Annotated in this window: 18 protein-coding genes and 1 riboswitch; of the genes, 5 read left to right on the forward strand and 13 right to left on the reverse strand. The window is 55.9% G+C overall.

The genetic code is table 11. From position 1 onward, the window contains the following. Positions 1-26: 26 nt before the first annotated feature. Positions 27-2,057 (reverse strand): methionine--tRNA ligase, encoded by a 2,031-nt coding sequence (gene metG / locus AB182_RS07655; protein WP_047369576.1) that lies wholly within the window; start codon positions 2,055-2,057, stop codon positions 27-29. 177 nt (positions 2,058-2,234) lie between these two features. Between metG and apbC the strand changes: the two genes are divergently transcribed. Beyond that, a complete protein-coding gene (apbC, locus tag AB182_RS07660; protein ID WP_047369577.1) occupies positions 2,235-3,344 on the forward strand; it encodes an iron-sulfur cluster carrier protein ApbC in 1,110 nt (369 codons plus the stop codon). Between the two features lie 17 nt (positions 3,345-3,361). On the opposite strand, the gene AB182_RS07665 is transcribed toward apbC, so the two are convergent. The 3 genes from AB182_RS07665 to AB182_RS07675 all read right to left on the reverse strand — a co-directional run bounded on the left by AB182_RS07665 (position 3,362) and on the right by AB182_RS07675 (position 5,364). Next, positions 3,362-3,787 carry a GNAT family N-acetyltransferase gene (locus AB182_RS07665; RefSeq protein WP_047369578.1) on the reverse strand — a complete coding sequence of 142 codons (426 nt, stop codon included), beginning with the start codon at positions 3,785-3,787 and terminating at the stop codon, positions 3,362-3,364. A gap of 15 nt (positions 3,788-3,802) precedes the next feature. Then, a complete protein-coding gene (locus AB182_RS07670) occupies positions 3,803-4,135 on the reverse strand; it encodes an RcnB family protein (protein ID WP_047369579.1) in 333 nt (110 codons plus the stop codon). 212 nt (positions 4,136-4,347) lie between these two features. Continuing rightward, positions 4,348-5,364 (reverse strand): zinc-binding alcohol dehydrogenase family protein, encoded by a 1,017-nt coding sequence (locus AB182_RS07675; protein WP_047369580.1) that lies wholly within the window; start codon positions 5,362-5,364, stop codon positions 4,348-4,350. 382 nt (positions 5,365-5,746) lie between these two features. Between AB182_RS07675 and AB182_RS07680 the strand changes: the two genes are divergently transcribed. From AB182_RS07680 to fbaB, 4 genes are all read left to right on the forward strand, one after another. Then, a complete protein-coding gene (locus AB182_RS07680) occupies positions 5,747-5,992 on the forward strand; it encodes a hypothetical protein (protein WP_047369581.1) in 246 nt (81 codons plus the stop codon). Between the two features lie 222 nt (positions 5,993-6,214). Beyond that, positions 6,215-6,312: riboswitch (TPP riboswitch) on the forward strand. 34 nt (positions 6,313-6,346) lie between these two features. Continuing rightward, on the forward strand, positions 6,347-7,135 hold the full coding sequence (gene thiM, locus AB182_RS07685) for a hydroxyethylthiazole kinase (protein WP_047369582.1): 789 nt from the start codon (positions 6,347-6,349) through the stop codon (positions 7,133-7,135). Next, the gene (thiD, locus tag AB182_RS07690; protein WP_047369583.1) at positions 7,132-7,932 is read left to right on the forward strand and encodes a bifunctional hydroxymethylpyrimidine kinase/phosphomethylpyrimidine kinase; all 801 of its coding nucleotides are present in this window, start codon (positions 7,132-7,134) and stop codon (positions 7,930-7,932) included. Before thiM ends, thiD begins: the two co-directional genes overlap by 4 nt. A gap of 261 nt (positions 7,933-8,193) precedes the next feature. Next, complete coding sequence (gene fbaB, locus AB182_RS07695; RefSeq protein WP_047369584.1) at positions 8,194-9,246, forward strand: class I fructose-bisphosphate aldolase; 1,053 nt, start codon at positions 8,194-8,196, stop codon at positions 9,244-9,246. A gap of 121 nt (positions 9,247-9,367) precedes the next feature. On the opposite strand, the gene yegS is transcribed toward fbaB, so the two are convergent. The 9 genes from yegS to AB182_RS07740 form a co-directional block, all read right to left on the reverse strand. Beyond that, positions 9,368-10,267 (reverse strand): lipid kinase YegS, encoded by a 900-nt coding sequence (gene yegS, locus AB182_RS07700; RefSeq protein ID WP_047369585.1) that lies wholly within the window; start codon positions 10,265-10,267, stop codon positions 9,368-9,370. Between the two features lie 255 nt (positions 10,268-10,522). Continuing rightward, positions 10,523-11,884 carry a prephenate-dependent tRNA uridine(34) hydroxylase TrhP gene (trhP, locus tag AB182_RS07705; RefSeq protein ID WP_047369586.1) on the reverse strand — a complete coding sequence of 454 codons (1,362 nt, stop codon included), beginning with the start codon at positions 11,882-11,884 and terminating at the stop codon, positions 10,523-10,525. Between the two features lie 114 nt (positions 11,885-11,998). After that, on the reverse strand, positions 11,999-12,712 hold the full coding sequence (locus AB182_RS07710; protein WP_047369587.1) for a tetratricopeptide repeat protein: 714 nt from the start codon (positions 12,710-12,712) through the stop codon (positions 11,999-12,001). Positions 12,713-12,748: 36 nt separating this feature from the next. Beyond that, on the reverse strand, positions 12,749-13,471 hold the full coding sequence (gene baeR / locus AB182_RS07715; protein ID WP_047369588.1) for an envelope stress response regulator BaeR: 723 nt from the start codon (positions 13,469-13,471) through the stop codon (positions 12,749-12,751). Next, positions 13,468-14,955 (reverse strand): envelope stress sensor histidine kinase BaeS, encoded by a 1,488-nt coding sequence (gene baeS, locus AB182_RS07720; protein WP_047369589.1) that lies wholly within the window; start codon positions 14,953-14,955, stop codon positions 13,468-13,470. Before baeS ends, baeR begins: the two co-directional genes overlap by 4 nt. After that, positions 14,952-16,367: an MFS transporter gene (mdtD, locus tag AB182_RS07725; protein WP_047369590.1), complete on the reverse strand. Its 1,416-nt coding sequence runs from the start codon at positions 16,365-16,367 to the stop codon at positions 14,952-14,954. The genes baeS and mdtD overlap by 4 nt, the downstream gene beginning before the upstream one ends. Beyond that, positions 16,364-19,441 (reverse strand): multidrug efflux RND transporter permease subunit MdtC, encoded by a 3,078-nt coding sequence (gene mdtC / locus AB182_RS07730; protein WP_047369591.1) that lies wholly within the window; start codon positions 19,439-19,441, stop codon positions 16,364-16,366. The genes mdtD and mdtC overlap by 4 nt, the downstream gene beginning before the upstream one ends. After that, a complete protein-coding gene (locus AB182_RS07735) occupies positions 19,442-22,564 on the reverse strand; it encodes an MdtB/MuxB family multidrug efflux RND transporter permease subunit (RefSeq protein WP_047369592.1) in 3,123 nt (1,040 codons plus the stop codon). Next, complete coding sequence (locus tag AB182_RS07740; RefSeq protein ID WP_047373218.1) at positions 22,564-23,805, reverse strand: MdtA/MuxA family multidrug efflux RND transporter periplasmic adaptor subunit; 1,242 nt, start codon at positions 23,803-23,805, stop codon at positions 22,564-22,566. The genes AB182_RS07735 and AB182_RS07740 overlap by 1 nt, the downstream gene beginning before the upstream one ends. Positions 23,806-24,215: the final 410 nt, after the last annotated feature.

Consider the following 24,215-nt stretch of genomic DNA (forward strand, 5'->3'; position numbering starts at 1 on the left):
CTGTTTTCACAGCGCCTTTCAGCGATTTATTTTACCTGTTGACCAGGTTTGGCACCCTCATCAGGGCTTAGCAGGAAGATATCTTTCCCGCCAGGGCCTGCGGCCATTACCATTCCTTCGGAGATACCGAAGCGCATTTTGCGCGGCGCCAGGTTAGCGACCATCACCGTCAGGCGACCAATCAACACCTGTGGATCCGGGTAAGCGGAACGAATGCCGGAGAAGACATTACGCTTCTGCCCCCCCAAATCCAGCGTCAGACGCAGCAGTTTGTCAGAGCCATCGACAAATTCGGCGTTTTCAATCAGCGCCACGCGCAGGTCGACTTTAGCGAAATCGTCAAAACTGATGGTTTCGGCAATCGGGTCATCTGCCAGCGGGCCGGTGACCGGCGCGGAAGCGGCTTTCACTTCTTCTTTTGACGCCTCAACCAGCGCTTCGACCTGTTTCATCTCAATGCGGTTATACAATGCCTTGAAGGTGTTCACTTTATGGCCGAGCAGCGGCTGTTCAATGGCATCCCATACCAGCGTGGTATTCAGGAATGCTTCGACGCGTTCGCTCAGGGTCGGCAGAACCGGTTTCAGCCAGGTCATCAGTACGCGGAACAGATTGATACCCATGGAGCAAATCGCCTGCAGATCGGCATCGCGACCTTCCTGCTTCGCGACTACCCACGGTGCCTGCTCGTCAACATAACGGTTGGCAACGTCGGCTAACGCCATGATTTCACGAATCGCTTTGCCGAATTCACGGCTTTCCCACGCATCTGCAATGGTGGACGACGCATCGGTAAAGGTTTTATAGAGTGCCGGATCCGTCAGCTCAGCGGCCAGTACGCCATCGAAACGTTTGGCGATAAAACCGGCGCAACGTGATGCCAGATTCACCACCTTGTTGACGATATCGGCGTTAACGCGCTGAACGAAATCTTCCAGATTCAGGTCGATGTCATCGATACGGGAAGAAAGTTTCGCCGCGTAGTAGTAACGCAGGCTGTCCGCATCAAAGTGATTCAACCAGGTGCTGGCCTTAATAAAGGTGCCGCGAGATTTGGACATCTTCGCACCGTTCACCGTCACATAACCGTGCACAAACAGATTGGTCGGCTTGCGGAAATTGCTGCCTTCCAGCATGGCGGGCCAGAACAGGCTGTGGAAATAGACGATGTCTTTACCGATAAAGTGATACAGCTCGGCATCAGACTCTTTTTTCCACCAGTCGTCAAAGTTCAGGTCGCTGCGTTTATCACACAGGTTCTTGAAGGAACCCATGTAGCCGATAGGCGCATCCAGCCAGACGTAGAAATATTTGCCCGGCGCGCCAGGGATTTCGAAACCGAAATAGGGCGCATCGCGGGAGATATCCCACTGTTGCAGGCCGGCATCGAACCACTCCTGCATTTTGTTGGCCACCTGCTCCTGCAGTGCGCCGCTGCGGGTCCACGCCTGCAACATTTCGCTGAAAGAAGGCAGGTCGAAGAAGAAGTGTTCGGAATCACGCATTTCAGGCGTTGCACCGGACACCACGGATTTCGGGTCAATAAGTTCGGTCGGGCTGTAGGTCGCGCCGCACACTTCGCAGTTATCGCCATACTGATCCGGAGACTTACATTTCGGGCAGGTGCCTTTGACAAAACGGTCCGGCAGGAACATGCCTTTTTCCGGATCGTAAAGCTGAGAAATAGTGCGGTTTTTGATAAAACCGTTCTCTTTCAGGCGAGTGTAGATCAGCTCCGACAGCTCACGGTTCTCTTCGCTGTGCGTAGAGTGGTAGTTGTCATAGCTAATATTAAAGCCAGCGAAATCCGTCTGGTGTTCTTGACTCATGTCGCCAATCATCTGCTCCGGGGTGATGCCCAGCTGTTGCGCTTTGAGCATTATCGGCGTGCCGTGGGCATCGTCCGCGCAGATGAAGTTGACATTGTGGCCGCGCATTCGCTGGTAACGGACCCAGACATCAGCCTGGATGTGCTCCAGCATATGGCCGAGGTGGATTGAGCCGTTGGCGTACGGCAATGCGCACGTTACCAGAATTTTCTTCGCGACTTGAGTCATAGTGGGTATTACTTCTTCTTTAGTAAAAAGGGGGTCTTGATGTTACCTGAAAGGGAAAAGTTGTGCCATAAAAGCGCGACCTCGATTGGGCACTATTGAGAAATGAAAAATGGGTGACAGTGGAGTAAACTTGAACCTTAACAATGTCTTTTCAGAACAACATAACAAGGAGTCGGGATGAACTCTCAATCCCAGGCCAAATCCCCGGAAGCCTTGCGTGCGCTCGTCGCCGGAACGCTGGCCAATTTTCAGCACCCAACCCTCAAGCATAATCTTACCGCGCTTAAGGCGGTTCATCATGTTGCCTGGCTGGATGACACCGTGCATATCGAACTGGTGATGCCTTTTGTCTGGCGTAGCGCGTTTGAAGAGTTGAAAGAGCAATGCAGTGCCGAGTTACTGCGACTGACGGGGGCCCGGGCGATTGACTGGAAGCTTTCCCACAATGTTGCCACCTTAAAACGGGTGAAAAATCAGCCTGGCGTCAATGGGGTGAAGAACATCATTGCCGTCAGCTCGGGTAAAGGTGGGGTAGGGAAATCCTCCACGGCGGTCAATCTGGCGCTGGCGCTGGCAGCGGAAGGGGCAAAGGTCGGTATTCTTGATGCGGATATTTACGGTCCCTCAATCCCGATGATGCTGGGTGCGGAAGGCGAACGCCCGACCTCGCCGGATGGCACCCATATGGCGCCGATTATGGCACACGGACTGGCGACCAACTCGATCGGCTACCTGGTTACCGACGATAATGCCATGGTGTGGCGCGGCCCGATGGCCAGTAAGGCGCTGTTGCAACTGTTGCAAGAGTCCCTGTGGCCGGATCTGGACTATCTGGTCCTCGACATGCCGCCGGGTACGGGCGACATTCAGCTTACGCTCGCGCAGAATATTCCGGTTACCGGGGCGGTGGTGGTGACCACGCCGCAGGATATCGCGCTGATTGATGCCAAAAAAGGCATTGTGATGTTCGAGAAAGTGGAAGTACCGGTGCTTGGTATCGTGGAAAACATGAGCATGCACATTTGTAGCAATTGTGGCCATCACGAGCCGATTTTCGGTACCGGCGGGGCAGAGAAGCTGGCCGAACAGTACCACACGCAACTGCTGGGGCAACTGCCACTGCATATTAGCCTGCGTGAAGATCTCGACCGGGGGCAACCGACGGTCGTAAGTCGTCCGGACAGTGAGTTTACCGGTTTGTATCGCAAGCTGGCAGAGCGCGTTGCGGCGCAGCTTTACTGGCAGGGTGAAGTCATTCCCGGTGATATTGCATTTCGCGCGGTATGAGTTGATAAGGCTGCCCGTCAGGGCAGCCGATAATGCAGGAGCAGATAGTCCCCGTCCGGCGATGTGCCTTCCGCTTCAACGTGCCAGCCATGGTGCTGATAAAACGCCAGCGCGCGGCGGTTTTGCGTCAGACATTTCAGTGAACCTGTACTGGTAAATTCAGCCTGCACTTTTTTCAGCAACGCGCTGCCCACCCCTTTGCCTTGCGCATCCGGGTCAACAAACAGGCTATGCAGAAAATTGTCGTTTACGTAAACGGCGGCAAAGCCCAGCCGGTGTCCATCTTCTTCCGCCACCCAGATGGTTTCATCAAGGGTGACGGCATCAAAGTCTTCCAGTTGCCAGTCGCTACCGTCCAGCCATGTCCAGTTTGCTCTGCGGGAATGCAGGAACAGTGTACGCAGAAAAGGGCGGTCGCTCTCTTGCCAGGGACGAATAATCAATAGGATTTCCTGAAATTAACGGTGGTAAAAGATATCGCCATTATAGGCCTTCAATATTTTACCGTCGGCGTCAGTAATAAGCACATAGTTTCCACCCATGTAGGTCCAGTGGCTGCCCGGATCGGGCGCGGGCAAATTGCGCAGGTTCCACTGCTTAATGTTGTACTCTTCGCTACGGTACATTTCGGGTACCGTATCGCCGATGGTGAATTTAGTGAAATCCGCAACAAAATCCTTCACTTCATAAGACTGGGTTCCGCCTGTCGTGGCAGGGGTTTGCGGTGCAGCAAAAGTGGTACTGGCTGTTGCCAGCAATGTTCCCAGAAGTAACATTTTTGTTTTACCCATAATCTCTCCAGGTGTCGTGGGTTCTCATTTCGCGGGACTTATCATCAACTACTGTCTGGCGACGCCGCAACCGCGAAAATGTTATGAAAATAAGGCTTTGGTAAAAAGTGTAAGCAAAAGAAGAGAACAGCAGGCGAGGCGGAACGCTTTTTTCGCTATCCGCCTGAACATGAAGGTGTTTTTAAGAGAAATCCTGGCTGAATTGCAACACGTTAGTGCGCAGAAAATCCTTCCAGCACGATTTTGCCTACCGCGCGTTGCGTCTCAAGCAACTGGTGTGCTTTACGCAAATTTTGCGCGTTGATGGCGCCGAAGTGTTCTCCCAGTGTCGTTTTGATAATCCCATCGTCGATAAGCGCGGCAACACGCGTCAGCAAACGGTGTTGCTCCGCGATATCGGCCGTTTCGAACATCGAGCGGGTAAACATAAATTCCCAGTGCAAAGAGAGGCTTTTCACTTTTAAAGGCACAACGTCCAGGGATTGCGGATCGTCAATGAGTGCCAGTTTACCTTGCGGTTGCAGGGCGTTAATCAACTGCTGATAGTGCTGCTCCGTGTTGTTGAGGCTGGCAACGTGGCTGACCTGCTTAATGCCAATACGCGCCAGCTCCTCGGTTAATGGTTTGCTGTGATCGATAACATGATGCGCGCCCAGCTCACTGACCCACTGCTGGCTTTGCGGGCGGGATGCCGTGCCAATCACGGTCAGGCGGGTCAGCTTACGCGCCAGTTGCGTCAGAATCGAGCCTACGCCGCCGGCGGCGCCGACGATCAGCAGCGCGTCGCCTTCATTGCCATTTTCACGCACGCCTAAACGATCAAATAACATTTCCCAGGCAGTAATGGCGGTCAGCGGCAGGGCCGCGGCAGAGGCGAAATCCAGTGAGGCTGGCTTACGGGCGGCAATGCGCTCATCCACCAACTGAAATTCGCTGTTGCTGCCAGGACGGGTCAATGCCCCGGCATACCAGACTTCATCACCGGGTTTAAATAACGTGACCTTATCGCCAACGGCAGTAACCACGCCGGTCGCGTCCCAGCCCAGCACACGAGGTTTATCGGCGTTAAACCCGGCGCGTACTTTGGTGTCCACCGGGTTAACGGAGACGGCTTTCACCTCGACCAGCACATCATGCCCTTCGGCTTTCGGCGTCGGTAACTCAATGTCGGTTAAAAAATCAAGGTTGCTGCCGTTCTGTGCGGCCTGTGTAATGGCGATTGCTTTCATAAACACTCCGTAATGTCGTTATTCGTCAGGGGATGTGTTTATGCTAGTTCGCCAGGTGGTAAGTGAAAAACCCGGGCGGGAGGTGAGCACTTATCCTGCAGGAGTGAAAATAGCGTGGAATACCCCGGTGCGGAAAATTTCTGACGCGGGGCAGTGACAGGGCGCTACTCCTTATGGCAGAGTGCTTTGCGCGGCATTTTGCGGTGTGCAGCAGAGCACAGCAGGGCCGTGGTTTTAATCATCGCCTCCTTGCGTTGAAATCTGTGCATCCGGTTACTATTTATTTTTAAGCTCAAAATTGTCTTTTCTATCGACTGAATTGATTAATTTCTTTTAACTTTTTGCCGATGATACGTTTACTTACCCGGCGAAGGAGGTTGCTTTGAAACGGATTCTAACTGTGATGTTGGGCGTGGGCATGTGCGCTGGCGCTCTTGCTGATTCTGGATCACCGCAACTGAAGGTGGAAAGCCAGAGGCTGATTCGCGAGTCTGGACATGAGTGCAACAAGGTTGAGGGTGTTTATCCCGCCGCGTTCGGTGGTTCTTTGATTGTGATTTGTGATGATACACGCAGGTACACGATCAAGAGCAAGGATGGTCACTATGTCGTGGGTGTGGCGGAGTAAGTCATCCGGGCAGGGCAAACGGGAGTATGCTATGTGTGTGTGCTCTCAAAAAGAATGCTCGTCCTGGGTGCAGAATAAGCAGACATATCAAGTTTCCTCACACCGTTTTCTGCGCCGACTTACTGATACCATGGTAAGGAAAACGGGTTTATCGTTTACAAGACTTCTCCGTGGCTTTATCCTGATCCGGGATTAACAAACGTTAATCACAACTTATTGATTTTATTTGACTCGGGGTGCCCCTTTTCACGAAGGGCTGAGAAATACCCGTATTACCTGATCTGGATAATGCCAGCGTAGGGAAGTCAGATGCCTGCCCGGCATCCCTTCTTCACGCCAGGCAGGAGCGAATCGATGCAACCTGACCTGCTTCACCGTGCGCAAATCGCGCAAATTCTTCAGCAATTTCGTAAACATACGCCGCTCGTTCACTGCATGACTAACGACGTGGTGCAGACCTTTACGGCCAATGTCCTGCTGGCGCTGGGGGCGTCCCCGGCGATGGTGATTGACCGCGACGAAGCACAGCAATTTGCCGCCATTGCGGACGCGCTGCTGATTAATGTCGGCACACTGACCCGCGAACGCGCCGATGCGATGCAGACGGCCATTTTAAGCGCCACCGCCGCGCGTAAGCCCTGGACGCTGGATCCGGTTGCCGTCGGAGCATTAACTTTTCGCAGCGATTTTTGTCGCGAGCTTCTGGCTTTGCAGCCTGCTGCCGTGCGCGGTAATGCTTCGGAAATTATGGCGCTCGCCGGGATGAGTGCCGGAGGACGTGGTGTGGACACCACCGATACCGCGATTGCCGCGCTGCCTGCGGCCCAGGCGCTGGCCCGCCAGACGGGGGCCATTGTTGCGGTGACCGGCGAGGTGGATTACATCACCGATGGTCTTCGTACCCTGCGCGTGACGGGCGGCGATCTGCTGATGACCCGCGTGGTGGGGACAGGCTGTGCATTGTCGGCAGTGGTGGCCGCCTGTTGCGCCTTGCCGGGCGATCGCCTGTATAACGTGGCGGCGGCGTGCGCGTTTATGGCTCAGGCGGGCAGTCTGGCAGTGGCGACCACACGCGGACCTGGCAGTTTTATTCCTGCGTTTCTCGACGCCCTCTATGCGCTTCATGGGGAGGTACTGGCATGAAGCGGATCAACGCATTGACTATTGCCGGAACGGACCCCAGTGGTGGGGCGGGTATTCAGGCGGATCTGAAAACTTTTTCTGCGCTGGGCGCCTATGGCTGCTCGGTCATTACCGCGCTGGTGGCGCAAAATACTCGCGGCGTACAGTCGGTCTATCGTATTGAGCCCGATTTTGTCGCCGCACAGCTGGATTCGGTGTTCAGCGATGTACGCATTGATACGACTAAAATCGGCATGCTGGCGGAAACAGATATCGTGGAAGCGGTGGCGGAGCGCTTGCGCCGCTACCAGGTGCAAAATGTGGTACTCGATACCGTCATGCTGGCAAAAAGCGGCGACCCGCTGCTTTCCCCTTCGGCGGTAACGGCGCTGCGACAACATCTGTTGCCGCAGGTGTCGTTGATTACCCCCAATCTGCCCGAGGCCGCCGCGCTGCTGGATGCCCCTCACGCCCGCAACGAACGCGAGATGCATGAACAGGGTCAAGCGCTGCTGGCGCTGGGATGCGAAGCGGTGCTTATAAAAGGCGGGCATCTGGATAATGATGAAAGTCCGGACTGGCTGTTTACCCGTAATGGCACCGAGCGTTTCACCGCACCCCGTATAAAAACCAAAAATACCCACGGCACGGGCTGTACGCTGTCGGCCGCCCTGGCGGCATTGCGTCCACGTCATGCGGACTGGGCTTCAACGGTCAATGAAGCCAAGCGCTGGCTGTCGGCGGCACTGGCCCAGGCAGACACGCTGGAAGTGGGACAGGGCATCGGCCCGGTACACCATTTTCATCAGTGGTGGTGAGGGGGCGGTTCCCGGATGGCGGTCAGGCTACGCGTAATACGTCACCCGGCTCAGCGCAGCGCCAGCCGGGTAGGGGGACCGGGGGAAAAATATTGAGCGCCGCACAGCGGTAAACCACAACCCGAAACGTGCCAGCAGAAAATGCTGAAAAATGGCGTTATGGTGGCAAGCCTCGACAATCGGTACCAGGCTTATTTTGCCCATTCATCGGGTCAGGACAAACCATATCCGCCTTCGTGCGGAGCTTACGGGAGTATAGCGATGACTGATATTGTGCAGTTACTAGGCAACGATGCCGACACCCTTTTACAACACCGTTGCACGACCATTGCGGCCGACCAACTCTACCTGCCGGGAGAGGATTACGTCACCCGTGTGATGATGGATAACAACCGTCCGCCAGCGGTGCTGCGTAACATGCAGACGTTGTATAACACCGGGCGACTCGCGAAAACCGGTTATCTGTCGATTTTGCCCGTTGACCAGGGTATCGAGCACTCAGCCGGGGCATCGTTTGCTGCCAACCCGCTCTATTTCGATCCTAAAAACATCGTTGAACTGGCCATTGAAGCCGGGTGTAACTGTGTGGCTTCCACCTATGGCGTGCTGGCCTCCGTGTCGCGCCGTTACGCGCACCGTATTCCGTTCCTGGTTAAGCTTAACCACAACGAAACCCTGAGCTACCCCACAGAATATGACCAGACGCTCTACGCCAGCGTCGAGCAGGCGTTTAACATGGGGGCCGTTGCCGTTGGTGCAACCATCTATTTTGGCTCTGAGGAGTCTCGCCGCCAGATTGAAGAAATTTCAGCCGCCTTTGAGCGTGCCCATGAGCTGGGGATGGTGACGGTGCTGTGGGCTTACCTGCGCAATCCGGCATTCAAAAAAGATGGCGTGGATTACCATGTTTCCGCCGACCTGACCGGCCAGGCAAACCATATTGCGGCAACCATCGGTGCGGACATCGTCAAACAAAAAATGGCGGAAAACAATGGCGGCTACAAAGCGGTAAATTTCGGTTATACCGATGAACGTGTTTACAGCAAGCTGACCAGTGATAACCCTATCGATCTGGTGCGCTACCAGTTGGCGAACTGCTATATGGGCCGTGCCGGATTAATTAACTCTGGCGGTGCAGCGGGCGGCGATACTGATTTAAGCGATGCGGTGCGTACGGCGGTTATCAATAAACGTGCGGGCGGCATGGGCCTGATTCTTGGCCGTAAGGCGTTTAAAAAATCGATGGCTGACGGTGTGAAATTAATCAATGCCGTTCAGGATGTTTATCTCGATAAGAAAGTCACTATCGCATAAAACACGCATCCCTCTGCGCAAGGCGGGGAGGGATGCGCTTTTCACTTCTCTTCGTGCAAATATCTTCTTGCGGCAATCACTGCTCTTTTCTCTGGCGATCGCCGTCAATCTACTGTAAGGCTTAACGCAGCAGCGGGCAGTCAGGCGGAAGACGGCATTTCAACGCGCCAGGCAAAATGTTAATACTGAAATGCTGCCCGGTGAGTGGCTCGCCGTCCAGATTGAAGGTGATATCGTGCGGCGCACTTACCTCAAACCAGGCAGATTTACCGTCAATGATATGCGGATTGTCTTCCGGCTGGGTGAGAGTAGTGAACAGCGCGGGCAGGATCTCATCGCCCGTGAAAATGCGCAGTTGCAGCAGGCCGTCATTAATGAGGGCGTCCGGGCATAGCTGCTGTCCGCCGCCTGCCTGGCGTCCGTTACCCATGCCAATCACCAGCGCGTCGCCCTGCCAGTGGAAATCCTCGCCCTTGATTTCACAGCGGTCCGGTTTAAGCGTGTCCATGCGCATCAGGCCGTGAATGATGTAAGAGACGCCACCCAGCGCGGCTTTCAGTTTTTCTGGCGTTTCGGTGGTAATGCGTGTGCCGAATCCGCCGGTAGCCATATTGATAAAACAGGTTTTGTCATTCACTTCGGCGATATCGATGGGCACCGCTTTGCCCACGATAGCGAGTTGCAGCGCTTTATCCAGAGTCTCCGGGATGCCCGCGCTGGTGGCAAAGTCGTTCGCGGTGCCTAAAGGCAGAATCCCCAGTACGGGTGTGTGGTCGCTCTCACTGTGTACCAGCGCGCTGGCGACCTCATTGATGGTGCCATCGCCACCGCCTGCAATCACGGTTTCGACGCCAAGCGCAATGGCTTCTGCCACATAGCGTTCGGCATCGCCTTTTTCCCAGGTGACGCGTACCTGAATGTCCATCCCTTCGCTGCGCAGGAGATGAATGGCCTCGCGCAACATGTCGTCACCCGCACTTTTACCGTTGAGGATCAATAAACTGCCTGGAAAATTGCTCATCCTTTTCGCTCTTCGAAAATACCATGAGCAAAGTGTATCTCACGACCGGAAAGCGCGCCTGGAAGGTTGGGAAAAAGGGGAGATAAAAAAATCAGCCTGCGTAAGGGAGATTACGCAGGCTAAGGAGGTGGTTCCTGGTACAGCTAGCATTTATGGGTTATGTTTTTCAGCGATGAGGATAATACCCATAATAACCGCAACGGTATGTGATCCGATTCTAAGATTCTTGTCGAGTGAAAAAATAACCCAGGTTAATTACTTAGCGTGCGGATTTCGCGTGGTCTGTCCAGTGAAATTGCGCATCAGCAGTGCATACTCCAGCATCACATCCTGGGGAACCGGCATCCAGATGGTATAACCGTCTCCTGGCGCAACCTCCATGGCTTCGCCTTTGGCATTCTCCATATGTTCCAGGGTGAAGTTAACGTTGCCCTGCGGCGTCATCAGCTCAAGGCTGTCGCCGACGAGAAACTTGTTTTTCACCGCTACAGCCGCCAGCTCGCCGTTACGCTCGCCGGTAAACTCGCCGACAAACTGCTGCCGCTCAGAAACGGAGTAACCATACTCGTAGTTCTGGTAATCGTCGTGAGTGTGGCGACGCAGAAAGCCTTCGGTGTAGCCACGGTGCGCCAGCCCTTCAAGGGTTTCTAACAGGCTGGTGTCAAACGGTTTGCCTGCGGCTGCATCATCGATGGCCTTGCGATAGACCTGTGCAGTGCGGGCACAGTAGTAAAAGGATTTGGTGCGGCCTTCGATTTTTAGCGAGTGGACGCCCATTTGTGTCAGGCGCTCAACGTGGGCGATAGCGCGCAGGTCTTTGGAGTTCATGATGTAGGTGCCGTGCTCATCTTCGAACGCAGTCATGTACTCGCCCGGACGCTGGGCCTCTTCAATCATAAACACTTTGTCCGTTGGCGCGCCGATACCCAGCGTCGGCTCAACGTTTTGCACCGCAATCGGCTCGTATTTGTGCACAATATTGCCGACGTCATCTTCTTTGCCTTCCTGAACGTTATATTCCCAGCGGCAGGCGTTGGTGCAGGTCCCCTGGTTCGGGTCGCGTTTGTTGATATAGCCGGAGAGCAGGCAGCGGCCGGAATAGGCCATGCACAGCGCGCCGTGGACGAAAATTTCGATTTCCATGTCCGGCACCTGGGCGCGTATTTCGGCGATTTCATCAAGCGACAGTTCGCGAGAGAGGATCACGCGGGTCAGCCCCATCTGTTTCCAGAATTTCACCGTCGCCCAGTTTACGGCGTTAGCCTGCACGGACAGGTGAATATCCATCTCCGGGAAGTGCTCGCGCACCAGCATTATCAGGCCTGGGTCCGACATAATCAGCGCATCCGGCCCCATATCCACCACGGGTTGCAAATCGCGAATGAACGTTTTCAGCTTGGCGTTGTGCGGCGCGATATTCACCACGACGTAGAATTTTTTACCGAGGTCATGGGCCTCGTTAATGCCTTTTTGCAAATTCTCGTGGTTGAATTCGTTATTACGTACGCGCAGCGAGTAACGCGGCTGGCCCGCATAAACGGCATCGGCGCCATAAGCGAAAGCGTAACGCATATTTTTCAGCGTTCCCGCCGGGGAGAGAAGTTCCGGTTTAAACATGATGTTCTCGTTCTGATGACAGGTCAGATTCGCCTCACCTGGTGAGGCGGCTGGGGAGATCCCATAAATTTAGGGCGGGAATTGTAGCCTCTGCGAAGGGGAGAGTAAATCGTGTTATTCCACTCGCATATAGTGCCCGCTGGCGCTGACATTATGCCCGAACCCGCACTGTTCAGGCTGGTCGGTCTGCAGATCCAGCCCGTTGGGGACCACGGCCAGGCTTATATCACAGTGGATATAGTCCTCATCACGCAGCGCGATGACGCCTTTGTTCTCTTTAAACTGTACCGGCTCGCTGAATTCGCCCATGTTCGGCCCACTCCATAGCCCCATCATGCCGAAGTAGTAGCCCTCAAAATCCGCTTTGTAGAAATTCGCGGTTTTTTCTGCTTTCAGGGTCAGGGTATTCCATGCGCCCATGCCTGCGTACTGCCAGTAAACCCCGGCAGGTGAGGCAGGAACCGGCAGCGCCGCCAGCTTGTCTTTTATCAGTCCAAGGTTGTAAATCGATTTGGGATCATCCGGGGAGATGCTCAGCCAGGCGCTGGCTTTGCGATAGTCGCCCAGGCGAATCAGGGCCAGGGCGACATTGTTGTAAGCGGTGGCGAGAAACTTATCGTCAAGGCGGCAGGTTTCGCCCCAGGCGACCTGCAGTACAAAGGCATCCTGTGCTTTCGCATACTGGCGGGCTTTATAAGCCGCTTCGCCCTGTTGAACGTAGCCAGGAACTTTTGCGCATTCGGCGGCGAGTGCCTTATCGCTATCATCTGCGTGGGTAAGACAGGGCAGCAGCACGAGCGCGCATAGTGCCGGACGTATAAAAGACATAACACATTCCTTATGAAGTTTTTGCACGAAAGAACATTATGCCAGACGGCAGGCATCCGCTTCCCAACGATAACCCACCCCATAGACAGCGCGGATGAACGACTGTTCTTCATCCAGCGATTCCAGCTTACGGCGCAGGTTTTTGATATGGCTGTCGATAGTGCGATCCGTCACCACGCGGTAATCGTCATACAGGTTATTGAGCAACTGTTCGCGCGAAAAGACCTTCCCCGGTTCGCTGGAGAGGGTTTTCAGCAGACGAAATTCCGCAGGCGTTAAATCCAGCGGTTTGCTGCGCCAGCTTGCCTGGAAACGACCCTCATCGACGATAAGTGGGCTTTCTGCATCCAGCGCCTGTATTTCACGCTGTGGCTTACAGCGGCGTAGGATCGTTTTCACCCTCGCCACCACTTCGCGCGGGCTATAGGGTTTGCAGATGTAGTCATCGGCACCAATTTCCAGCCCCAGCAGGCGGTCGATCTCTTCAATTTTTGCCGTCACCATAATGATGGGAATATTGGAAAAACGACGGATTTCACGGCACAGTGTCAGTCCGTCGGTGCCGGGGAGCATCAGATCCAGCAGGATCAGGTCCGGCGGCGTCTGGCGCACATACGACAGTACCTGATCGCCATGGTTAATCAGCGACGGCGCGTAACTGGCCGCGCGCAGATAATCAATCAGCAACTGACCCAGCTTGGGCTCGTCTTCCACGATCAAAATGCGTGGGGTATTTTCATCAATAGGTAACTCAGTCATACGTTTCTCGCTATGTCCCGTTCCAGGGGTAATTCAACTTTAATGCTAACCCCGCCAAAAGGCGAATGCGCGGCACGGACCTTGCCGCCGTGGGCTTCGACAATATTCAGGCAGATAGCCAGACCTAAGCCGGAGCCGCCGCTGGCGCGGTTGCGCGAACCTTCGGTGCGATAAAAGCGTTCAAATAATCTGCCTAACTGCAGATCGCTCACGCCTGGGGGGCTATCGGCAAAATCAATGACCAGCGTATTGCCCTCCGGCGTGGCCGAGAGGTGCATACCGCCGCCACTGTCGGTATAACGCAGGCTGTTTTCCAGTAAATTGTTGAAGAGCTGCATCAGCCGATCCGGGTCGCCAAAGACCACCGCGCTGTCCGGTAACGTCATCGTGATAGTCAGGTTACGGCTGGCAAAACGCTCGTGAAATGCCCCGGCGGCCACTTCCAGTAATGAAACCACATCCACGGGCCTTTTCTGGTACGCCAGCGCGCCTTCATCCGACATGGACAACTGGTGCAAATCATCAACCAGTTTGGTTAAGGTGGCCACTTCCGCCTGCAACGACGCCACCGACTCCGGCGTAAATTGTCGTACCCCATCCTGAATGGCTTCCAGCTCGCCGCGCAGCACCGCCAGGGGGGTACGCAGCTCATGGGAGATATCCGCCATAAAATCACGGCGCATCTGCTGATTCTTCTCAAGCGTACTGGCAAGCTGATTAAAGTCCTGCGCCAGCTTGCCCAGTTCATCCTGACTGCCAGGGTTAACGCGGGTGGAGAAATCCCCGGCCGCCAGCTTGTGGGTACCATCGACTAACCGTTTTACCGGCGCGAGCAGGCCGCGAGCCAGCGGGAAGGTAGCCAGCGCGGCCAGCAGGGTAGAGAGCGCGACAATCAGCCAGCTTGTGCGTCGCTGCTGACGGTCAAAGTTAATATCGGTATTACGCGTCAGGCGCTCCACCGGCGAGGCGATGACCCAGCCAACAGCCTGGCCATTAACGGTAATGGCCCGCCGTGTACCGTCGGTCGGTAGCGGGCTACGCGGCCCAACAAGCACGTCCCCCGAGGCATCAGTCACCCAAAATTGTGTCCGCCAGCCGTGGGGCGGCATGCCGTTGCCCGGTTCAGGCGGTGGGCCAGGTGGCGGGCCTGGCGGCGGCTCATGTTCGTGGTTATCACCACGCTCCTGCCCCGGACCACCAGGTCCGCCTTCACGCTCATTGTCACGCTCGAATGACCGCAGGATCTGGAAGATAAAGCGGTCGTTATTGCGTAAAAAAACCCAGTCGCCATGCTGTGCATATTGTTCACTGAGGGCATCGCTGAGCAATTGCAGACGCTGTTCGTTGCCGCGTTTAATGTAGTCGATAAAACCCCGTTCGAAACTGACGCGCACCGCCCAGTGCATACTGATAAGCAGCACGATACAGGTGGCGAAAATAGCCAGAAAGAGCTTCGCGGTAATACCGGGTCGCCAGATTTTCATGATTGACTCCTGTTGCGCCGGGAAATGACCACGTTCTGACTGACATCATTCGGGACTCGGGCAAAGATAAAGGCGGGCAGGGCGATGATGAAGGCCATGCACAGGTAGGTATAGAGAAAGACGTGATGAGCCACGCCGCTGTCGACGGACAAATTGTGCTGGCCGAACAGCCCGAGTAACAGCCCTGCGACGGTGACGCCGATACTCATCGAAAGCTGCATAATCATCGATAACAGGCTGTTGCCGCCACTCGCCAGTTCATCGGGCAGGTCTTTCAACGTCAGGGTATTCATGGAAGAAAAGCGCATGGAGTTGATCATGCCCTGCGCGAACAGCACAAAGGGTAACAGGGCGTACCAACCCATCAGCGCGGTCCCCATAAACAGCAGGCTGACGGCGGCAAGGCCCAGCGTTGAACAGACCAACGCACGACGGTAGCCGAAGCGGTTGACTAACTGAACCACAATGCGTTTCATGCCCATACTGCCAATGACCATCGGAATCATCATTAACCCGGCATGAAACGGCGAAAACCCCAGACCGATTTGCAAAAAGACCGGCGTCATAAAGGGCAGCATGCCGCTGCCAATACGCCCGGCAAAACTGCCGAGCAGGCCAAGGGAGAATGACGGTGTACGAAACAGACGCAGATTAAACAGCGCCCCCGCATTCCCTTTGGCATGCAGCAGATAGATAACAATCGCCAGCACGCCGCCCGCCACCAGAAGGCCGAGCAGCAGCGGTGAAATCCCCAGCCCTTTTTGCCCGTCAAGCGCCAGCGTCAGCGTTGCCATTCCCGATGCCAGTAGCAAAAAGCCAAAGATATCAAAACGACGAGTTTGTAAGGTGTAGTTCGGCATCAACCACAGGGTGGCTATCGCCCCCACCACGCCAACGGGCAGGTTAATGAGGAAGATCCAGTGCCAGGAGGCATACTCAACCAGAATACCGCCTAACGCCGGGCCGAGCAGTGGGCCTACCTGGCCGGGCAGGGTGACAAAGGTCATTGCCGCCATGTACTGATCGCGCGGGACAATTTTCATCACCGTCAGCCTGCCGACAGGCACCATCATCGCGCCGCCAACGCCCTGTAATACGCGGGCCATCACCAGTTCATTAAGCGTGTTGGCCTGGGCGCAAAACAGTGAACCCAGAGTAAAGAGAATGATGGCGGTAAAAAAGATATTACGTACCCCGACGCGATCCGCCAGCCAGCCACTGGCAGGCAGCATGATGGCAACCGTCAGCACGTAGGAGACCACCACCATATGCATATGTAGCGGACTTTCTCCCAGACTTCGCGCCATGGAGGGCAGCGCGGTGTTGACAATCGTGGTGTCCAGCGACTGCATAAAGAAGCCAAATGCCACAATCCACAATTGCCAACGCACATTTTTCGGTAGTTCTGTCACTCTGTTACAGGCTCTCTGCGTTTACGGGCAACTCGGCGTTGCAGGCGGTCAAAGAACAGATAGACCACCGGCGTGGTATACAGTGTCAGCAATTGACTCATGACCAGACCGCCAACAATGGTTATCCCCAGCGGCTGGCGCAGCTCGGAACCGTCGCCACCCGAAATCACCAGCGGAAGCGCGCCAAACAGCGCCGCCAGCGTGGTCATCATAATGGGTCTGAAACGCAGCAGACAGGCCTGGAAAATCGCCTCTTCCGCGTTCAGATTTCCCTTCCGTTGGGCTTCAAGCGCAAAATCCACCATCATGATGGCATTCTTTTTCACGATACCAATCAAGAGCATAATGCCAATTAATGCAATCAGGCTGAATGGCGCGCCAAACAGCTCCAGCGCCAGTAGCGCCCCGACGCCCGCGGAGGGCAGCGTCGAGAGGATCGTCAGCGGGTGCACGTAGCTCTCATAAAGAATGCCCAGCACGATATAGACCGTCGCGATGGCGGCGATGATCAGGATCACCTGCGAGTTCATAGTTTGTTGAAAGACCTGTGCGGTCCCGGCGAAACTGCCGCGTACGGTCGAGGGCACGCCCAGTTGGGTCATGGCGCGGTCAATCGCATCACTCGCTTCGGATAGCGACATCCCTGTTGGCAGGTTGAAGGAAATCGTGGACGCCGCCGACAGTCCCTGATGGTTGACCGCCAGCGGCGCGTTCGCCGGTTGCCAGCGGGCAAAATAGGACAGCGGAATCGGTTTACCCTCGTTATTAATGACAAACATCTTATCCAGCGCGCTAATGTCCTGGGTATAGCGTCGATCGACTTCCATCACTACTTTGTACTGGTTGAGCGGCTGGTAGATGGTGGAAATCTGCCGCTGACCGAAGGCGTTATTGAGCAGGCTGTTGGCCTCCTGCACGTTGATCCCCAGGCGCGACATACTTTCGCGATCGTAAGTCAGGTTCATCTCCGCGCCGTTGTCCTGCTGGTCGGAGTTAACGTCCGCCAGCTCCGGCAAAGAGGCGAGCGCTTTACGGATTTTCGGCTCCCACTCGCGCAGGGCGCTCAGATCGTCGGAGAGTAGCGTGTACTGGTAACTGGCATTGGACTGTCGTCCACCGACGCGGATATCCTGGACGGCCACCAGAAAAAGACTGGCCCCCGGCTCTTTTGCCAGTTTCCCGCGCAGCCGGTCGATAACCTGCTGGGCGGTTTCATTGCGGACATTGCGCGCTTTAAGGGTGATAAACATCATGCCGCTGTTGACCCGCGACCCACCGGTAAAGCCAGTCACGTTATCCACGGCGGGATCGTCGCGGATGATCTTCATAAAGTCCTGTAACTTAATGCGCATCGCCTGGAACGAAATACTCTGGTCCGCCTGAATACCGCCCATCAGGATGCCTGTATCCTGCTCCGGAAAGAAGGTTTTCGGAATGGTGATATACATCCAGATATTCAGTGCGATGGTGGCAATCAGTACCACCCCTACCAGCCGCGCGTGGTTTAACACCCATTTAAGCGATTTTGCATAGGCACGCTGCAGGCTGAGAAGCAAACGGCCAATGCCCCGGTTACGCGTGGTGGTCGGGGCTTTGCGGCTACGCAGCAACCAACCGCACATCATTGGCGTCAGGGTAAGCGAGATAGCCAGCGAAATGCCGATGGCCACCGAAAGCGTGACGGCAAACTCCCGTAGCAGGCGCCCTGGCAGCCCTTCCATCAGCAACAGCGGCAAGAAAACCGCCACCAGCGAGATACTCATGGAGAGCACCGTAAAGCCAACTTCGCGCGTTCCCTGTAGCGCCGCCTGCAGCGGTTTCATTCCGGCTTCCAGGTGACGGGAGATATTCTCCAGCACCACGATGGCATCATCGACGACGAAACCGGTGGCGATGGTCAGCGCCATCAGTGAGAGGTTATTGAGGCTAAAGCCGCACAGGTACATAGCGGCGAAAGTCCCAATCAGCGACACCGGGACCGCCACCGCGGGAATAAGTGTCGCCCGTCCGGAACGCAGGAAAAGGAAGACAACCAGGATAACCAGCGCGACAGAGATCACCAGCGACTGCTCCACTTCGGCGAGGGAGGCACGGATGGTGGGTGAGCGATCCTGGGCGATTTGCAGGTCAATGGCCGCCGGAATGGTCTTTTGCAACTCGGGCAGACGAGCGCGGATGCTGTCGACGGTCTGAATGATATTGGCTTCCGGCAGTTTGCGGATCATCAGCAAAATAGCCGGTTTAGCGTTGGTCATCCCGGCGTTACGGATATCCTGAACGGAGTCGGTCACCGACGCGACATCACTCAGACGTACGGCGGCGCCATTATTGTAATGAATGATCAACGGCTGATAAGCGGCGGCAGTTTTCAGCGCGTCATTGGTCTGTACCTGCCAGCGGTGGGTCGCGTCTTCAATCGCCCCTTGTGGACGGCGAACGTTAGCCTGGTTGATAGCGGTGCGCACCGCATCCAGCGAGACGCCCTGATTAAACAAGGCCTGCGGGTTTAACCCAACGCGCACGGCGGGTAGCGAACTACCGCCGATATCCACATCGCCAACGCCGTCGATCTGCGAGATGGTTTGCGCCAGTTGCGTAGAGGCGAAATCGTACAGCTCACCCTGCGAATAGGTATCAGAGGTGAGCGTCAGGATCATAATCGGTGCGGCAGACGGGTTGGCTTTGCGATAGGTCGGACGGCTTGGCATGCCGCTCGGCAAAAGGTTTTGCGCCGCGTTCAGCGCTGCCTGGACATCACGCGCCGCGCCGTTGATATCGCGGTTAAAGTTAAACTCCAGAATGATGCGTGTGCTGCCAAGCGAACTGGAGGAGGTCATTTCGTTGACCCCGGCGATTCGCCCGAGCGAGCGCTCCAGCGGCGTCGCCACCGACGAGGCCATGGTTTCCGGCGATGCGCCTGGCAGCGAGGCGCTGACCATGATGACCGGGAAGTCCACCTGCGGCAGCGGGGCTACCGGCAACAGCCGGAAACCCAGGATGCCGCAGAGCGTGATGGCTATGGAGAGCAGTATTGTCGCCACCGGGCGGTAAATGAAGAGGGCAAAAAACTTCATTTACGCCTCCTCTTCACGGCGCGGGAAGCGGCGACGCAGAGAGAGCGCGAGTCGGTCGAAGAGCAGATAGATAACCGGGGTAGTAAACAGCGTCAGCACCTGGCTCACCATCAAACCGCCCACCATGCCAATCCCCAGTGGGCGACGCAATTCCGCCCCGACGCCGGTACTGAGCATCAGCGGCAACGCGCCCAGCAGTGCTGCCAGCGTGGTCATCAGGATAGGACGAAAACGCAACAGACAGGCCTGGAAAATGGCGTCGCGTGGCGACATGCCCTCTTCACGTTCGGCGGCGAGGGCGAAGTCGATCATCATGATGGCGTTTTTCTTGACGATGCCAATCAGCAAAATAATGCCGATAATGGCGATAACGTCCAGTTCGCTCCCCGAGATAAGCAGCGCCAGCAGCGCGCCGACCCCCGCTGTTGGCAGCGTAGACAAAATGGTGACCGGGTGAATAAAGCTTTCATACAGCACGCCCAGCACGATATACATCGCCACCACGGCGGCAACGACCAGCCAGACAGTACTGCCAAGCGCGGCCTGAAACGCCAGAGTGCTGCCCTGGAACTGCGTGGTAATATCGGTCGGCAGGTTCAGCGTTTTCTCGCTGTCGATAATCGCCTGAACGGCGTCGCCCAGTGAGTGCCCCTCCGCCACATTAAAGGAGATGGTGGTGGACGGAAACTGGTCCAGATGGTTAATCGACAGCGGCGCGAAACGCTGCTCAACTTTGGCTATCGAACTCAGCGGCACGGTACCCCCGCCGCTGCTGGCAAGGCGAATATTATCCAGCGCCGCCAGCCCCGGCGTCTGTGCGGTGTTGTGTTCCAGCACCACGCGATACTGATTCGCCTGGGTATAGATCGTAGAGATCAGGCGCTGACCAAAGGCGTTATACAGGGCGTTGTCGACATCGGACATGCTAATCCCAAGGCGGCTGGCGCTGTCGCGATCCACATTGACATAGGCCACCAGCCCCTGATCCTGCCAGTCACTGCTGACATCAGCGAGTTGCGGCAAGGCCTGCAATGTGCCCATCAACTGCGGCACCCATTCGCTCAGGGCCGTCAGCGAATTGGCCTGTAAGGTAAACTGATACTGCGTGCGGCTGACCGTGGTATCGATGGTCAAATCCTGCGTCGGTTGCAGATAGAGCGCTGCGCCCGGAATGTTCGCCACCGACTGTTGCAGGCGCTCGATAACCGTCGGCACCCGATCGTCACGTTCGCTGAGCGGTTTAAGGTTTATCTGTAGCCGCGCGCTGTTGAGCGCCGGGTTAGTACCGTCGACGCCGATAAAGGTGGTCAGGCTTTGTACCGCCGGGTCTTTGAGCACGATATCCGCGACCTGGCGCTGGCGCTCGGCCATGCTGGCAAATGACGACGACTGCGGCGCCTGCAAGGTGCCCTGGATGATGCCGTTATCCTGCACCGGGAAGAAGCCTTTCGGGATCACAATCCACAGTAATACCGACAGTAGCAGGGTCGTGATGGCGACGCCCAGGGTCAGCCATGGATGGTTAAGCACTTTGGCGAGCAGTCGACCATACGCGGCGATCACGCGCTCGAAAAACCGCTCCGAGGCGCGGGAAAAACGGTTCTGCTTACGCAGCGACTCCGCGCTTAACATGCGAGCGCACATCATCGGCGTCAGGGTAAGCGAAACAATCGCCGAGATTAAAATCGCCACCGCCAGGGTGACGGCAAACTCGCGGAACAGTCGCCCGACGATATCGCCCATAAACAGCAACGGGATCAGCACCGCAATCAGCGAGAAGGTCAGCGAGATAATAGTAAAGCCTATCTCGCCAGCCCCTTTAAGCGCGGCGGCCAGCGGCTTCTCGCCTTTCTCGATGTAGCGCGAGATGTTCTCAATGACCACAATGGCGTCATCCACCACGAAACCGGTGGCGATGGTGAGCGCCATCAGCGTCAGGTTATTGATCGAAAAACCCAGGAACACCATGACTGCGAAGGTTCCCACCAGCGAGAGCGGTACAGCGACGCCCGGAATAATGGTGGCCGGGACATTGCGCAGGAACAGATAGATGATCATCACCACCAGCGCGATAGCCAGCATTAATTCGTACTGGGTATCGGAGACTGACGCGCGGATATTGGTGGTGCGGTCCGACAACACTTTCACTTCAACCGATTTCGGCAGGCTGCTGGTCAGTTGCGGCAACATGGCGCGGATACTGTCGGCGGTGTTGATGATATTCGCGCCCGGCTGGCGCTGAACGTTCATGACAATCGCCTGCTGTTTGTTGGCCCACGCCCCCAGCCAGCTGTTTTCCGCCCCTTGTTCAACCGTTGCGATATCGCCTAGGCGGATGGGGGCGCCATTCTGATAGGCCACAATCAGACGCCGGTACTCCTCGGCGGATTGCATCTGGTCATTTGCGGACAGGGTGACGGCGCGGGCCGGGCCGTCGAGGCTCCCTTTGGCGGAGTTAACGTTCGCATTGCTGATAGCGGTGCGGATTGTTTCGCTGGTCAACCCCAGCGCCGCTACCGCCTGCGCATTGAGTTTGACGCGCACAGCAGGGCGCTGGCCACCGGCAAGCGTGACCAGGCCGACCCCCGACACCTGGGAGATTTTCTGTGCCACGCGGGTTTCCACCATGTCTTCTACCTGCGTCATTGGCATGGCGGAAGAGGTGACGGCCAGCGTCATGATCGGCGGATCTGCCGGGTTAACTTTGCTGTACACCGGCGGGTTAGGTAAGTCGGAAGGCAGCAGACTATTGGCGGCGTTCATGGCCGCCTGCACTTCCTGCTCGGCGACATCAAGCGGCAGCGTCAACTGGAATTGCAAGGTCACCACCGAGGCGCCGCCGGAGCTTTGTGATGACATCTGCTTGAGGCCCGACATCTGACCAAACTGGCGTTCCAGCGGTGCGGTAATCGCCGACGTCACCACGTCCGGGCTGGCGCCGGGGTAGAGCGTCACCACCTGAATGGTGGGGTAGTCCACTTCCGGCAACGCGGAGACGGGCAGAAAGCGGTAGCCGATGATCCCGGCGAGCAAAATCGCCACCATCAACAGGGTGGTGGCGACAGGACGCATAATGAACAGGCGCGAAGGGCCGCCGGTTCTGCCTGGCGGAAGCAACTGCATCAGGACTGCGCTCCTTTCGACGGACGTTCACGTTTGGCGGGCATCTGGTCTGCGTTTTTGGCGTCGACCACTTCCACTGTCGCCCCTTCGGTCAGGCGATCAATCCCGTCCGTTACCACGCGGTCACCGGCGGAAAGCCCGGCGGCAATCACCACTTTTTGACTGTCCTGAATACCCGGCGTCACCGTATGTTTGCTGACCTGGTTTTTATCGTTGAGCACCCAGACGAAGTTGCCTTCGTTGCCCATCTGCAGGGCGGCAGTCGGGATGACGACGGCATTCTGTTGGGTCGAGACGAGCATCCGCGCATTCACAAACTGGTTCGGGAACAGGGTGTCATCCTGATTATCAAAACGGGCTTTTAGCTTGATAGTCCCTGTGGTGGCATCAATCTGGTTATCGAGGCTCAGAAGCGTACCGGTGGTCAGCTTCTGTTTGTTCGTACGGTCCCAGGCTTCAACGCTTAATGTTTGCCCGGCTTTTTGCGCCTTGATTACGGTGGCGATGTCATTTTCCGGCAGGGTGAATACCAGATCAATGGGGTGGGTCTGGGTCAATACCACAATACCGGTGGTATCGCTGCTGGAGATCTGATTGCCGATATCCACCAGCTTAAGGCCGACACGACCGTCGATAGGGGCGACAATGCGGCTCCAGTCGACCTGGAGTTGCGCGCTGGCGACAGACGCTTCATCGGCTTTGATGGTGCCCTGTGTTTCACTGACTAACGCCTGCTGCGTATCCAAATCCTGACGAGAGACAAGATTGGTTTTTACCAGTTGCTGATAGCGGGCGAGATCGCGCTGGGCGTTAGCAAGGGTGGCTTTATCTTTCGCCAGCTGTCCCTGCGCCTGTGCCAGTGCGACGTTGAATGCGCTGGGGTCAATTTCTGCGAGGAGATCGCCGGCTTTAACCTGCTGGCCTTCTTTAAAATGGATCGCCTGCAACTGCCCTGACACGCGGCTACGTACCGTTACCGTATTGGCGGCCGTGACCGTCCCCAGGCCAGTAAGATATTGCGGAACCGCTTGTTGAGTCGCCGTTGCCGCCTGTACCGGCGGCAGCGCGCCACCGCGCATGCCATGACGGCCACCGCCCGCGCCAGGACGCTGCGTTTGCCCGTTTGTTGCCCCGGCTGCAGGCGTTGTTTCCTTATGGCCGAACCCGTACCAGATAGCGGTAATACCTGCAATGACCACCACCGCTGCTATCACCAGGCGGGAAGACTTTCTGCCTTTCATCGTTATGCGTATCTCATCCAGAAACATTGCCTGAAATAATACTAGTTTAGTGAGCGCAGGCGTCAGAAAAATGGAGAGAATATGAAGTACTGTCTGGAAACGTCTGAGTGTGAATCTAATTTGCGTTAGGGCGATTTTTCAACGGGAAAATCTGCAATGCCTACTTTTTGCGAACATATCACCAGGTTTCGGGGGCGCTGATACGTGATGCCATACTCCAGCCTGCCTTCGCTTATACCGCAACAGGCAAAATGATTTATCGGCTAACGCGTAACAAATTACTGTTTTCTGAATGCGCTATTTGTCGCAAATTAACCCGTTTTATATGATGAAATAACCATCAAAGATGAGGGCTTATTGATTTTATTTATCTGAATTATTGGCTCCAGGAATCTGGATGTTAATGATTT

The sequence above is a fragment of the Phytobacter ursingii genome (genome assembly GCF_001022135.1).
Classification (GTDB): Bacteria; Pseudomonadota; Gammaproteobacteria; order Enterobacterales; family Enterobacteriaceae; genus Phytobacter; species Phytobacter ursingii.